At 71.6% G+C, this 13,049-nt stretch carries 10 protein-coding genes; 4 read left to right on the top strand and 6 right to left on the bottom strand.

What is annotated here, in order from left to right; all coding sequences use genetic code 11:
- Positions 1-271 precede the first annotated feature (271 nt).
- From ABZU91_RS11170 to ABZU91_RS11180, 3 genes are all read right to left on the bottom strand, one after another.
- Positions 272-1,240, bottom strand: coding sequence for a LacI family DNA-binding transcriptional regulator (locus tag ABZU91_RS11170; RefSeq protein WP_355237641.1), 969 nt, complete (start codon positions 1,238-1,240; stop codon positions 272-274).
- Positions 1,241-1,311: 71 nt separating this feature from the next.
- The gene (locus ABZU91_RS11175; RefSeq protein ID WP_355237390.1) at positions 1,312-2,691 is read right to left on the bottom strand and encodes an FAD-dependent oxidoreductase; all 1,380 of its coding nucleotides are present in this window, start codon (positions 2,689-2,691) and stop codon (positions 1,312-1,314) included.
- Positions 2,692-2,715: 24 nt separating this feature from the next.
- Entirely contained in the window at positions 2,716-3,852 is a 1,137-nt protein-coding gene (locus ABZU91_RS11180) for a glutamate--cysteine ligase (RefSeq protein WP_355237392.1), read from the bottom strand.
- 182 nt (positions 3,853-4,034) lie between these two features.
- On the opposite strand from ABZU91_RS11180, the gene ABZU91_RS11185 reads away from it, so the two are divergent.
- Together ABZU91_RS11185 and ABZU91_RS11190 are read left to right on the top strand one after the other, a co-directional pair.
- A complete protein-coding gene (locus tag ABZU91_RS11185; RefSeq protein ID WP_355237644.1) occupies positions 4,035-4,322 on the top strand; it encodes a DUF6412 domain-containing protein in 288 nt (95 codons plus the stop codon).
- Between the two features lie 99 nt (positions 4,323-4,421).
- Positions 4,422-5,180 (top strand): membrane protein insertase YidC, encoded by a 759-nt coding sequence (locus ABZU91_RS11190; protein WP_355237395.1) that lies wholly within the window; start codon positions 4,422-4,424, stop codon positions 5,178-5,180.
- 42 nt (positions 5,181-5,222) lie between these two features.
- Here the strand turns inward: ABZU91_RS11190 and ABZU91_RS11195 are convergent, their stop codons facing one another.
- Both ABZU91_RS11195 and ABZU91_RS11200 read right to left on the bottom strand, forming a co-directional pair.
- Positions 5,223-5,894, bottom strand: coding sequence for a DedA family protein (locus ABZU91_RS11195; RefSeq protein WP_355237398.1), 672 nt, complete (start codon positions 5,892-5,894; stop codon positions 5,223-5,225).
- A gap of 96 nt (positions 5,895-5,990) precedes the next feature.
- Complete coding sequence (locus tag ABZU91_RS11200; RefSeq protein ID WP_355237400.1) at positions 5,991-6,605, bottom strand: DUF1349 domain-containing protein; 615 nt, start codon at positions 6,603-6,605, stop codon at positions 5,991-5,993.
- Between the two features lie 71 nt (positions 6,606-6,676).
- Here ABZU91_RS11200 and ABZU91_RS11205 point away from each other — a divergent pair, with 71 nt between their 5' ends.
- Positions 6,677-8,329, top strand: coding sequence for an alpha-amylase family protein (locus ABZU91_RS11205; RefSeq protein WP_355237403.1), 1,653 nt, complete (start codon positions 6,677-6,679; stop codon positions 8,327-8,329).
- Positions 8,330-8,384: 55 nt separating this feature from the next.
- Here the strand turns inward: ABZU91_RS11205 and ABZU91_RS11210 are convergent, their stop codons facing one another.
- Positions 8,385-12,104 carry a S8 family serine peptidase gene (locus tag ABZU91_RS11210; protein ID WP_355237406.1) on the bottom strand — a complete coding sequence of 1,240 codons (3,720 nt, stop codon included), beginning with the start codon at positions 12,102-12,104 and terminating at the stop codon, positions 8,385-8,387.
- A 174-nt stretch (positions 12,105-12,278) separates the two neighbouring features.
- Between ABZU91_RS11210 and fabG the strand changes: the two genes are divergently transcribed.
- The gene (gene fabG / locus ABZU91_RS11215; RefSeq protein WP_355237409.1) at positions 12,279-13,037 is read left to right on the top strand and encodes a 3-oxoacyl-ACP reductase FabG; all 759 of its coding nucleotides are present in this window, start codon (positions 12,279-12,281) and stop codon (positions 13,035-13,037) included.
- The last annotated feature ends 12 nt before the right edge of the window (positions 13,038-13,049 follow it).

Raw genomic sequence — 13,049 nt, forward strand, 5'->3', positions numbered from 1 at the left:
CGACAACAGAAAGTGCAAGATCGCGGAGGTCCGGTGGGTGCGGGGGCGCATGCACGTCGCTCACTCCCGCGATCTTGCGTTTTCTGCTGCGACAAAAGGCGCATTTGTGCGCAGGTCAACGACAGAAAGTGCAAGATCAGCGGGCCGCGGGCAGCGGGGCAGCGGGCAGCGGGCCGCGGGGCCGCGGGCCGCGGGCCGCGGGGCAGCGGGCCGCGGGCAGCGGGGCAGCGGGGCAGCGGGGCGGGGCAGAGCGGGGCAGAGCGGGGCGGGGTTAGGGGAGGCCTCGGTGTAGGAGGCGGGTGGGTAGGACCGTTGTCGACGGGGGGGAGTCGTCGCCGGCGATGCGCTCGAAGAGGCGTTCGGTGGCTACCCGGGCCAGTTCGCGTGTGTCGTAGGCGACGACTGTCAACGGTCGGGGCATCAGGTGGGCCAGTTCGAAGTCGTCGAAGCCGACAAGCGCCGCGTCGCTGCCCCGGCGGTGCAGCTCCTGCAACGCGCCGACGGTGAGCCGGTTGTTGCCGCAGAAGAACGCGGTGGGTGGGTCCGGGAGGTCGAGCAGCGCGGCGACCGCCCGCCCGGCCTCCTCAGGGGCGATCAGGCGGTCGCACACCAGCGACTCGTCCGACTCGACTCCGGCGTCCGCCAGTGCCGCCCGCGCGCCGGCCAGCCGTTCCCGCATCGTGGGTACGCTCGGCGCGCCGAGCAGGAGACCGACCCTGCGGTGCCCCTCGTCGAGCAGCGCGTCGACGCCGGCCCGACCGCCACCGGAGTTGTCCAGCAGCACGGTGTCGGCGAGCAGCCCCTGCGGCGGCCGGTCCAGGAAGACCACCGGCATGCCCAGTTCGACCTCGCGGCGCAGGAACGAGTGGTCGGGGCCCGCCGGCACCACCAGCAGCCCGTCGACCCGGCGCTGGGTGAAGTCCTGGAGGACGGCGCGTTCCCGCTCCGGGTCCTCCTCCGATGAGGCGGTGATCAACATGGTGCCGTGCGCGGCGGCGATCTCGGCGGCCACGCTCGCGATCGTGGCGTAGAACGGGTTGGCGATCTCCTCGATGAGCAACCCGACGGTCGCGTTGAGCTGGCGCGAGCGCAGGTTGCGCGCGATGTCGTTACGTCGGAAACCCAGCTCGGTGATGGCGGCCAGCACCCGGCCGAGCAGTTCCTGACCCACCGGCTCGTCGTTGACCACCCGGGAGACCGTCTTCAGGCTGACTCCGGCGTGTCGGGCGACATCGACCATGGTCGGACGTCGGCGCGCGGTGAGCCTGGTCGGGGTCTGGGTCACGGGGTGGACCTCCACGGCGGGCGCGGTCAGCGATCAAGGGCGGCGAGCGCATCGACCGCCTTCCGGGCGGCGATCAGCACCGGATCCCAGACCGGCGCGTACGGCGGAGCGTAGCCCAGGTCCAGTGCCGTCATGTCGTCCACGGTCATGCCGTTCCACAACGCGACGGCGAGAGTGTCGATGCGTTTGGCCGCCTCGGACCAGCCGACGATCTGCGCGCCGAGCAGACGGCCGCTGGGACGTTCGGCGATCAGCTTGACGGTCATCGCTCGGGCGCCGGGGTAGTAGCCGGCCCGGTTGGTCGACTCGGCGATCACCGAGATGAAGTCGAAGCCGGCCGCCGAGGCGTCCCGCTCCCGCAGACCCGTCCGACCGACCTCCAGCTCGCAGACCTTGGTCACGGCCGTGCCGATCACGCCGGTGAAGGTGGCGTACCCGCCGCCGATGTTGATGCCGGCCACCCGGCCCTGCTTGTTGGCGTGGGTGCCGAGTGGGATGTACACCGGCATTCCGCTGACCCGGTGCAGGGTCTCCACGCAGTCGCCGGCCGCCCAGACTCCAGGGAAGCCGGGAACCCGCATCCGCCGGTCCACCCGGATCGCGCCGGTCGGCCCGAGCGGCAGTCCGGCGGCCTCCGCGAGCCCGACGTTGGGGCGTACGCCGAGACCCAGGACCACGACGTCGGTCGGAATCGGCCCCTCGGCGGTGACCACGGCGGACACCCGGCCGTCCCGCTGGTCGAGGCCGGTCACCGGCAGGCCGGCGCGGATGGTGACGCCGAGGCCACGCATGGCCTCGGCGACGAGTTCGGCCATGTCGGCGTCGACCGTCGACATGGGTTGCTCGGCCTGCTCGACGAGCGTCACCGACAGGCCGCGCTGGATCATCGCCTCGGCCATCTCGACGCCGATGTAGCCGCCGCCCACCACCACCGCCCGGCGCGGCTGCGGCTCGGCGTCCAGCCAGTCGCGCAGCGCCGCCCCGTCGTCGAGGGTCTGCACCCCGAACACGCCGGCGACGTCCGACTGCGCCCACGGGGGCTTGGTCGGTGTCGCGCCGGCGGCGTACATCAGCTCGTCGAAGCGTTCCCGGATCTCGCCGCCGTGCTCCAGGTCCCGGGCGACCACCTCGCGCCGTTCGAGGTCGATGGCGGTCACCTCGTGGCGCATCCGTACGTCGATGTCGAACTTGGTGCGGAACGTCTCCGGGTCGCGGGCGATCAGATGCTCCGGGCCGGGCACGAGCCCACTGATCCAGTAGGGGATGCCGCAGGCCGAGTAGGAGGTGAAGTGACCTCGCTCGAAGACCACGATCTCCAGGTCGTCGCGGTCGCGGCGGCGGCGTGCCTGGGACGCCGCCGACATGCCGGCGGCGTCCCCGCCGATGACGATCAATCGTTGCGCCACAGGATCATCCTGTCACGCGGGTGCTCAGCCGCGCGTCTGTCGCGCCACGTCGTGCACGACGTCGACGAGCCGTCCGGTACGGGCGTACACGGCGCGCTGTCGGGCCGCGCCGGTGCCGTGGCGGCGCAGCCCGCCCAGCAGGTCGGACACCTCGGCCCAGTCGCCGTGCCGCTCCAGCGCCGGCCGCAGTCGTTCGACGAACCCGTCCAACAGGTCCCAGGCGGGCTTCGGCTCACCGGTGGTGACGTCGACGCCCTCGCCTTCCAGGCCGTCGTGGGCGGCCCGCCAGTGCGCGCCGACCAGCAGGTGGTGGTCGGTCCGCAGCGCGGGGCGGCCGGCCTCGACGTCCTCCATGGCGGTGGCCACGAGCGCGCGGACCAGCGCGGCGACCAGCACCGCGTCGTCCACGGTCGGGCAGACGTCGCCGATGCGCAGCTCCACGGTCGGGTACTTCGCCGACAGCCGGGCGTACCAGTAGAGCATGCCCTCGTCGAGCATCACCCCGCTGGCGATCAACTGACGGATCAGCCGCTGGTAGTGCTCGTGCGACTCCAACCAGGGCGTCGGCGCGACCGACGGCCAGCGCTCCCACTCGACCGAGCGCCAGCTCGCGTAGCTGGTGTCCTCGCCACCGGCGAACGGCGAGTTGGTGGTGATGGCGTGCAGCATCGGCAGCCACGGCCGGACGTGGTTGAGCACCTGCACGCCGGTCTCCGGATCGGGGACGCCCACGTGCACGTGCATGCCGTTGTTGCCGGGGCCGGGCACGAGCAGCCGGAAGCGCTCGATCATCCGGTCGAAACGGGGCTTGTCCACGACCGGCGGCACCGGGCCGTCCACCGGGCCGGTGCCGATGGCCAGCAGCCGTACGCCGGCCCGCTCGGCCGCGTCGGCGAGCGCCTTGCGGAGTACGCCGAGGGAGTGCCGGATCGAGGACAGCTCGAGGCCGGGCGGCGAGCCGATCTCGATCTGGCTGGTCTGGAACTCGCGTTCCACCTGACCGCGCAGCTCCGCCGGGACCTGTTCGAGCACGAGGTCGACGGCGGGCACCGCGGCGCCGGTGTGTGGGTCGACGAGCAGGAACTCCTCCTCGACGCCAACGGTGAGCACATCGGTCCCCGCGGTCGTCCCGCCGGGTGCCTCCGCCACCTGCCCCGTCATCGCGCACCACCGTCCGTTTCTGCCGCTCGCGGTCTGTCCGCGCCGGTCGGACGCTTCGTTACCCACAGTGGTAACGCCCGGAAACGTGGTGACGGCACGCCGTCCCGCGTGTCGGGCTCCGACCGCCGGTCGCCGATCCTGCCGGGGGACCTGACACCGGGTCCTATGCTGAGCGCGTGCCGATGCTGCTGGGATACCTCTGGGCCGCGTGGATGTCCGCGTCCGCCCAGCTCGGCATGCTCGCGGACCGCCCGGCCGACCTGCTGGCGGGGGCCGCGCTGACCGCCCTGGTCCTCATCGCCGCGCTGCTCGCCGCGCACCCGCTCGGCCTGGCCCGAGCACCGGGTGTCGCGCGACGCTGGGCGGGGCTGCGCGCTCGGGCCCGGTCTCGGCGCACACCCCGCCAGATCGATCCGGATGCTGCCGGACGACCCCGCCCCCGCGCACCCGGACGCCCCCTCGCCGCGTAGCGACACGTCGCCGCGCGGCCGATCCCACAGTCATCGGTCCTTCCTGCCGGCGGCCACCGCCGGGGGAGGACCCACCGGAATCGGACCGAGGGGTTTCCCATGCTCGCCTTCGCACCACTGCGCGACGTCGTCGGCGCCGCCGGCACCGCGTTGTCCTGGCTCGCCGATCTGCTCGAACCGCTGGCCGACGGCACGGCGACGGTCGCCGCCATCGTGCTGCTCACCATCGCCGTCCGACTGTTGATCGCACCGCTGACCGTCGCGCAGGTCCGCGGGGAGCGACGCCGTGCGGCGCTCGCCCCGCAGGTGCGCGAGCTCCAGCAGAGGTACGCCGACGACTCGGCGACACTCCAGCGCGAGGTGTTCGCGCTGTACCGCTCGGCCGGCGCGAACCCGGTGGCCGGCTGCCTGCCCCTGCTGATCCAGGCACCGTTCCTGCTGGTCCTGTACCGCCTGTTCGCCACCGACGAGGGCGGTACGGGACTGCTCGACGAACGGCTGGTCGGCGTACCCCTGGGTCATCACCTCGGCGACGGCCTGGCCGGCGCGGCCGGGCCGCTCTTCGCCGGGCTGCTGGCGCTGCTGCTGGTGCTGGCCTGGTGGTCGTCGCGGCGCGCACGGCGCGCGTCGGCGGCGGTCGGCACGGTGGCCGGTACGCCCGTCGAGGGACCGGGCGCGGCCACGCTCGGTCGGTTGCTGCCCCTGCTGCCGTTCACGACCGTGCTGGTGGCGCTGGTGCTGCCGCTCGCCGCGGTGATCTACCTGGTGACGACGACAGCCTGGTCGGCGCTGGAGCAGGCGGTGCTACGCCGTCCGCAGGCCACACCGGCACCCGCCGCAGGGCATCCCCTGCCCTGACCGTCGACGGCGTCCCGCCAGGGGCGTCGGCGACGACGCGGATCAGCGACCGGCGGTCACCGACCGCCGGTCGTCGCGTTGCCGACGGCGGCGGATCTTGCGGGCCACCCAGGCGACCACCATGACGACGAAGACCGCTCCGATGGCGTAGTTGAACCAGTCGCTGTACCGCTCGACGTTCTGCCACCGGCTGCCCAGCGCGTAACCGGAGCCGACGATCAGGGCATTCCACACCCCGCTGCCGATCGTCGTGAGCAGGACGAACTCGCCCAGCGGCATCCGGTTGGCCCCGGCCGGGACGGAGACCAGGCTGCGGACCACCGGCACCACCCGGCCGATCAGCACCGCCCACCGGCCGTGTCGCTCGAACCAGCGGTCGGCCTTCTCCAGGTCGTCGCTGTCCACCAGCGGAATACGGTCCAGCCAGCGCTTCAACCGCTCCTCACCGACCGCCGCGCCGGCCCAGTAGAGCACCAGCGCGCCGACCAGCGAGCCGACCGTCGCGGCCACCACCACGAGGACGACGTTGAACTGACCCTCGTGGGCCAGGAAACCCGCCATCGCCAGCACGATCTCGCTGGGGATGGGCGGGACGATGCTCTCCAGCGCGACCAGCAGGGCCACGCCGACCGGACCCATCGCCTCGATCACCGAGGCCACCCATCCGGTCAGGCCGGTGAACTCGGACGGGTCACCAGTCTGGGCGTACGCCATTGGTCATCCTTCCGTACGGCCGAGGAGGGGATCGGACTGTCATACCCAGTGGCCGGCACGGCACACCTGCCGGTGAGCCGTGCCACCCCTCGATCGTCAGGCCTCCGGGTGCAGCGCCGTGTCCGCCGGGCCCTGCCGCCAACCGGTGAACACCACGGTGAGGCCGCCGCGCGTCGGGGCGCAGCAGAACGGGCCGGCCATCGCCTCGACGGTCGGGTCCAGCGGCGCGAGACGGACCAGTCGCCACGGCCCGTCGGCAACCCGGGCACGTACGGTCAGCGCGTCACCGGCCCGACTGACCCGTACGGTCACCTCCTGACCCGCCCAGCCCGGTACCGGGGAGACCGACCAGTCGGAGAACTCCCGGGTCACCACCGCGCCGAGCTGCGACTCGCCGTCGCTCACCTCGACACCCGCCTTGACCCACGTCCGCTCGTCCACCCGCACCAGCACGCCGGCCTGGTCGAACTGCGCCGAGAAGTCGAGCGCGAAGCTCACCTCCATGGCCGCGCCGACGGGCAACGGCGCCAGCAGCGCCGGGCCGTTGTCGTGGACGAAGCCGTAGCTGGTCCGACGCCAGAAGTCGGTCTCCGCTCCGGCCTCGACGACCAGCTCACCGGCCGGGCCGTGCTCGGTGCGCACCGGCGGGTGCAACCACTCGCCCCGGGACCAGTCCAACTCATCGCTCGGCGGTACGAGGTCGCTCTCCATGCCGGGCAGGGTACCGACCGGGCGGGTCCATCGGGTTTGCCGTGGTGATCAACGGGAGAAGTTCCTCCCGCATGGGTGACCGTTGGTATTCCGAAGCCGTCGTCTACTGCCTCGACATCGACACGTACGCCGACTCCGACGGCGACGGGGTCGGCGACATCCGTGGGCTGATCGGCCGGCTGGACTACCTCGCCCGGCTGGGCGTGACCTGCCTGTGGCTGCACCCGATCCACCCGTCACCCAACCGCGACGACGGGTACGACGTCACCGACTTCTACAACGTGGACCCCCGCTTCGGCACCCTCGGCGACTTCGCCGAGCTGCTGCACCAGGCACAGAACCGGGGCATCCGCGTGATCATCGACCTGGTGGTCAACCACACCTCCGACGAGCACCCCTGGTTCCAGTCGGCCCGATCCTCGCCCGACTCGCCGTACCGGGACTGGTTCGTCTGGTCCGACACCGAGCCGGCCGACCGCCACCAGGGCATGGTCTTCCCCGGCGAGCAGAAGGAGACGTGGAGCTACGACCGGACCGCCAAGGCGTGGTTCTACCACCGGTTCTACAAGTTCCAGCCGGACCTCAACTTCGCCAACCCCGAGGTCCGGGCCGAGGTCAAGAAGATCATGTCGTTCTGGCTCCAGCTCGGGGTCGCCGGCTTCCGGATGGACGCGGTGCCGTTCATCATCGAGCTGACCGAGCCGGGCAACCCGGACTCCCCGAAGGACTTCGAGTTCCTCACCGAGATGCGCCAGCACGTGCAGTGGCGGCGCGGCGACGCCGTCCTGCTCGCCGAGGCGAACGTCGAACCGGACCAGCTCCCGACGTTCTTCGGCGACACCAGTGGCTCCGGCAACCGCATCCACATGCTGTTCGACTTCATGCTCAACGGCCGGCTCGTGCTCGCTCTCGCCCGGCAGGACCCGGAGTCGCTGATCGAGGCGCTGCGCGACACCCCGAAGCTCCCGGTCGGCGGGCAGTGGGCCACCTTCCTGCGCAACCACGACGAGATCGACCTGTCCCGGTTGACGACCGAACAGCGCAACCAGGTGTACGCGGAGTTCGGCCCGGACGAGAACATGCGCATCTACGACCGGGGCATCCGCCGCCGGCTCGCCCCGATGCTCGGCAACGACCGGCGGCGCATCGAGCTGGCGTACGCGTTGCAGTTCTCCCTGCGCGGCACTCCGGTGCTGCGCTACGGCGAGGAGATCGGGATGGGCGAGGACCTGTCGCTGCCCGGTCGGGAGGCGATCCGTACGCCGATGCAGTGGTCGTACAAGCCGAATGCCGGCTTCTCCACGGCGGACCCGGAGAAGTTGGTCCGCCCGGTGATCGACAAGGGTGACTTCGGCTACCAGAGCGTCAACGTCACCGCCCAGCGTGGCGACCCGAAGTCACTGCTCGCCTGGTTCGAGCGCATGATCCGTACGCTGCGGGAGGCCCCGGAGATCGGCTCCGGCTCGACCACCCACATCGACGTGGCGATGCCGCCGGGGGTTCTGGCGCACCGGGCGGACGGGCCGACCGGCACGATGGTCTTCCTGCACAACCTGGGCACCGACGACGTCGAGGTGGACCTGAGCAGCCTCGAATCGGAGGCCGACCTGCCGATCGACGTGCTCACCGACCGTGGCTACGGCGAGTTGGGCAAGCTCGGCGCGGTGAAGGTCTCCGGGCACGGGTACCGGTGGATCCGCCTCTGCCGGAGTCCGGGGTACTGACGACGAGGGGGACCGCGCCGACTGGCGCGGTCCCCCCGACTGACGCGGTGGCCCGTCAGCGCACCCCGAAGGCCCGCAGGACGGTCTGCCGGACCGAGTTACCCGCGCCATCGGCGGCGTCGGCCCGCAGCGACACGTACCGCGCATCCTTGGGCGCCCGCAGCGTCGTCGTCCAGGAACCGTCCTTCGCGCGGTCCAGCGGCTGCCGCTGCCAGTGCGCCCCGTCGTCGTACGAGATCTCCAGGTGCACCGGCCGGATGCTGCCGCAGCCGGTGACGCCGGGCAGGTGCGCGGCGGAGACGGTAAGCGCGGTCCGGTCCTTCGCGGTACCGGCGGCGTCGGTGTCGACGGCGTAGTCGAGTTGGAGCAGCGGCAGCATGCTCGACTCCACCCCGGCGGCCGGCGCCTTCGACCGGAACGTCCACTCGGTGGTGGTGCTGGTCGAGTACCGGCCGACGGTCGGGTCCTGGGTGGTACCCACCACCAGCCGGTACGGCAGGTCGCCCGCGCTCGGCGCGGTGCCGCTGACCCACGTGCTGGTGCTCTCGCCCAGCAGCGTCCCGCCCTGGTAGAGCTTGTTGGTCTGCCCTGCGGCGCTCATCGCCATGCCGACGTGGTCGTCGCCACCCCAACCGGGCACGTCCAGGTTGAGGGTGTCCCCGGAGCGGGTCGGCAGCTTGAAGTTGTTGTTCAGGTGCGGCCGCTCGATCGGCGTGAAGAACTGCTCCCGACTCCTGCTGCCGGCACGGAAGCTGGTCCGGGGGTCGATCTGGTAGGTGGCGGCGTCGAGGTACGCCTCCTGACCCCAGGTGTAGAGGTCACCGGTGGACACCCAGTCGGTCCGGACCGCGGCGAGCGGCCGGTTGCTGCTCTGGCCGATGCCCCAGTTGTTGTACGACGGCCAGTCGTAGCGGAACTCGCCACCCCGCGTCTCCGGGGTCGGCACGCGGAAGCCGACATCCACCCGGGCCAGCGTCTTCGGGGTCTCGGTCCGGCTCAGGTCACCCGGAATCCGGTTGTGGTACGCCTGCACCAGGTCGTACACGTAGTCGGCGACCGGCTGCGAGACGACCTCGACCTTCGTGGAACCGTGCTCGATCTGCCGGATCAACGCCTCGCCCTCGTCGGTGCTGAGCATCGCCACCTCGATGGGGGTGGGTGTGAAGAAGTCGATCGAGTAGTCGCGCACCTCGCGCCACGGGAAGTCGTTGACCACCAGCATCATCGTCGCCCCGGCGGCGGTCGCCGCGGCGGCCTGCTCGGCGTCGGTGACGTCCCAGTTGCGCCGGACCACGGCCACCGCGCCCCGGGCGTTCAGCCCGGCGTAGTCGCTGGCCGCACCGTTGCCGGCGAACACCGCCGGCATCGTCCGCCTGCCCTTGGGCAACTGGGTGGTGCCCTGCTGACGTACCACGTCGTCGAAGTTGACTTTTGTCGTGCCGACGGCCAGCACCGGCTGCTCCTTGCGCCACCGGGCACCGACGTAGAAGTCGCCGTGCCGGACGTCCCGGGTGGTGGGCTGCGCCCAGAAGCTGTCGTAGAACACCCCGCCGGCGATGAACGAGCGCCAGCGGCCCTCGCCCTGGGACCGGTAGTAGTCCAGCCGGGTGAACGTGTCGGCGGTGCGCTGCGGCACCGACGACTGGACCTGGCGGGCCGCCTTTCCGTCCAGTCGGACCGTGGTGTCCGCACGCAGGTCGATATCGGGGTTGCCGAGCAGGGCCACGCCGAGGGAGTTCGGCCCGTGGCTGCCCGTGACGTTCAGGAAGCTCATCGCCGACCAGACACCCTCGGGCAGGTAGAGCTGGGCGACTCCGTCCGCGTCGGTGTTGATGAAGCTGATGTCGTAGCTGCCCGGCTGGCCCAGCTCGATGGTGCCACTGGCCGGCTTGCCGGACCGGTCGGTGATCTCCAACCGGAGATGGTGGTACGGGTGGTACGTGCCGAGCGCGACGGCGGTGCGGGTCAGCACCGCCCGATCCGGCCCGGTGGCGACGATCTGGCCGGTGTACCGGCTGCCGGTGGTTGCCCGGGAGGTGTCGGTGGTCAGCGTGACGCTGGCGGTGCCGTTCGCGGGCACGGTCAGCTGCGCCGCCGACAGGCTGAACAGCCCGGCCGGAGCGTTCGGCGCGTCCACCGCCAGGGCCAGCGCGATGGGTTGACCGGTGGTGTTGGTGTACGTCACCGGGTGCGTGGCCCTCGTGGTGCCCTGCCGCACGCTGGTGGAGACGGCGCCGGTGGCGACGATCGGGGCCCGCACGGCGGCGGCGACGTCGACCCGGCCGGTGCCGGCCTGGTACGCGTCGTACTGGGTGGTGGCTTTGGTCGTGCTGACCAGGGCGTCCTTGAGTTGCTGTCCCGTCCAGCCCGGGTGCCGGGCGGCGAGCAGGGCAGCGGCCCCGGCGACGTGCGGCGCGGCCATCGAGGTGCCGTCCAGGCTCTGGTACGCGCCCTCACCGGGCGCGTACTGCGACCGGGCCGCGAGCACTCCGACGCCGGGCGCGGTCAGCTCGGGCTTGATTGCCTCGTCGCTGATCCGGGGACCCCGGCTGGAGAAGGAGGCGAGCTGGTCGTCGCCGTCGACGGCACCGACGGTCAACGCCGCGTCCGCAGCGCCCGGTGCGCTCACGCTGCCGGGCAGGCCGGCGTTGCCGGCGGAGATGACGAACAGCGCGCCGGTCTCGGCGCTGAGCGTGTTGACCGCCTGGCTCAAGGGGTCGGCGCCGTCGCTGGGCTCACTCGAGCCCAGGCTCATGTTGATGATGCTGGCGTCGGCCTCCCGGGCCGCCCACTCCATGCCGGCGAGGATCCACGAGTCCTGGCCGTGGCCGTCATCGCTGAGCACCTTGCCGATGGCGAGCCGGGCGTCGGGCGCGACACCCTTCTCCCGGCCACCGGAGGCGGCGCCGGTGCCGGCGATGGTGGAGGCGACGTGGGTGCCGTGCCCGACCCGGTCGGTGATCTCCTCGCCCGGCACGAACACGGCGGACGTGCTGATCCGGTCGGTCAGATCCGGGTGTGCCGCGTCGATGCCGGTGTCCAGGACGGCGACCCGTACGCCGGTGCCGGTGTCGCCGCCCGCCCAGACGGTGGGAGCGCCGATCTGCGCGGTGGTGTCGGCGAGGTCGGCGCGTACGCGTCCGTCGAGCCAGATCTTGGCGATCCCACCGGCGAAGCGTCCCTTGTCGCCGGTCGGGGTGACCGCTTTCGCGCCGGGTGTGGCCGTGATCGCGGTCCAGAACTCGTCGGCCCGGTCGCGGTCCTCGCTCAGCGCGGCACCCGAGATGCTGCTCAGGGTGCGGGTGCGGGTCGCACCGACCGGCGCGCTGCTGGTGCGCAGGCCCGCTGCCCCGGCGTTGTACGACACGATCAGTGGCAGGTGGTCGGTCCCCTTGTCGTCGTACCCGTCGGCGATCAGGCGGGTGACGTTGAACAGCCGCTTGTCCAGGGTGTTCGCGGCCACGTAGGGCAGTACCGACTGCGGGTAGACGTACAGGTCGTCCCCGGCCTCGACCACCCGCACCGGCGTCGGTGCGCCACCGGGACGTCGTACGTCGAGGGTGCCGCCGTCGGCACCCTGCCGGGTGGTGACCGTGTCACCGGTGATCAGGGTGACCGAGTGGGCGCCGGGAAGGGTGGGCAGATCTGTCGCGGAGGGCGGGCCGGGATTTGCCGGTGCCCCGGGAGCGGCCAGGGCGGGTGAGCCACCGGTCGCCACGAGGGCCGTGGAGACCACGGCGGCGAGCCAGGCTCCACGGGTACGCGAGAGCTTCAACTGATGTCGTTCCTTGCCTCGTCGTCTGTTCGCTGGCGGGGTGACAGCGAACGGGACGCTACGCGCGGAAGATCATCTGGTACAGATCGCTTGTGTAAAGCGATGGTCATCAGTGGTAACCGTCGGTCAGGAGTTAGGCTCCTCCGATCGATCCCAAGTTACCCGGAGGTAATCATGTCGGACGAGTCCCGCGTCGCCATCGTCACCGGAGCCGCACGCGGCATCGGCGCGGCCACCGCCCGGCGGCTGGCCGCCGACGGGATGGCCGTGGCCGTGGTCGACATCGACGAGGCCGCCACCAAGGAGACGGTGGACGCCATCTCCGGCGCGGGCGGCCGTGCGCTCGGCGTCGGCGCCGACGTGTCCGACCGTGACCAGGTCGAGGCCGCCGTCGAGCGGGTCGCCGCCGAACTGGGCGCGCCCACCGTGCTGGTCAACAACGCCGGGGTGCTCCGCGACAACCTGCTGTTCAAGATGACCAACGCCGACTGGGACACGGTCATGGGCGTGCACCTGCGCGGGGCCTTCCTGTTCAGCCAGGCTGCCCAGAAGCACATGGTGGACCGCAAGTGGGGGCGGATCGTGAACCTGTCCAGCACCTCCGCGTTGGGCAACCGGGGTCAGGCCAACTACGCCGCCGCCAAGGCGGGTCTGCAGGGCTTCACCAAGACGCTCGCCATCGAGCTGGGGCCGTTCGGGGTGACCGTCAACGCGGTCGCGCCGGGCTTCATCGTCACCGACATGACCGCGGCCACCGCCGCCCGCATGAAGGTCGACTTCGAGGACTTCCAGAAGCACGCGGCCGCTGAGATCCCGGTACGGCGTCCGGGACGCCCGGAGGACGTCGCACACACCATCTCGTTCCTGACGAGTGAGGGGGCGGGCTTCGTCTCCGGACAGGTCATCTACGTCGCCGGCGGCCCACGGGCCTGAGTCGCGCGCCCT

The sequence above is a fragment of the Micromonospora sp. NPDC005174 genome (assembly GCF_040608495.1).
Lineage (GTDB): Bacteria > Actinomycetota > Actinomycetes > Mycobacteriales > Micromonosporaceae > Micromonospora.

Bases quoted from the DNA above. Each gene is read 5' to 3' on its own strand.
- ABZU91_RS11200 (WP_355237400.1), bottom strand. From the start codon at position 6,605: ATGGAGAGCGACCTCGTACCGCCGAGCGATGAGTTGGACTGGTCCCGG.
- ABZU91_RS11205 (WP_355237403.1), top strand. From the start codon at position 6,677: ATGGGTGACCGTTGGTATTCCGAAGCCGTCGTCTACTGCCTCGACATC.
- ABZU91_RS11190 (WP_355237395.1), top strand. From the start codon at position 4,422: ATGCTCGCCTTCGCACCACTGCGCGACGTCGTCGGCGCCGCCGGCACC.
- ABZU91_RS11170 (WP_355237641.1), bottom strand. From the start codon at position 1,240: ATGGTCGATGTCGCCCGACACGCCGGAGTCAGCCTGAAGACGGTCTCC.
- ABZU91_RS11195 (WP_355237398.1), bottom strand. From the start codon at position 5,894: ATGGCGTACGCCCAGACTGGTGACCCGTCCGAGTTCACCGGCCTGACC.
- fabG (WP_355237409.1), top strand. From the start codon at position 12,279: ATGTCGGACGAGTCCCGCGTCGCCATCGTCACCGGAGCCGCACGCGGC.
- ABZU91_RS11180 (WP_355237392.1), bottom strand. From the start codon at position 3,852: ATGACGGGGCAGGTGGCGGAGGCACCCGGCGGGACGACCGCGGGGACC.
- ABZU91_RS11185 (WP_355237644.1), top strand. From the start codon at position 4,035: ATGCTGCTGGGATACCTCTGGGCCGCGTGGATGTCCGCGTCCGCCCAG.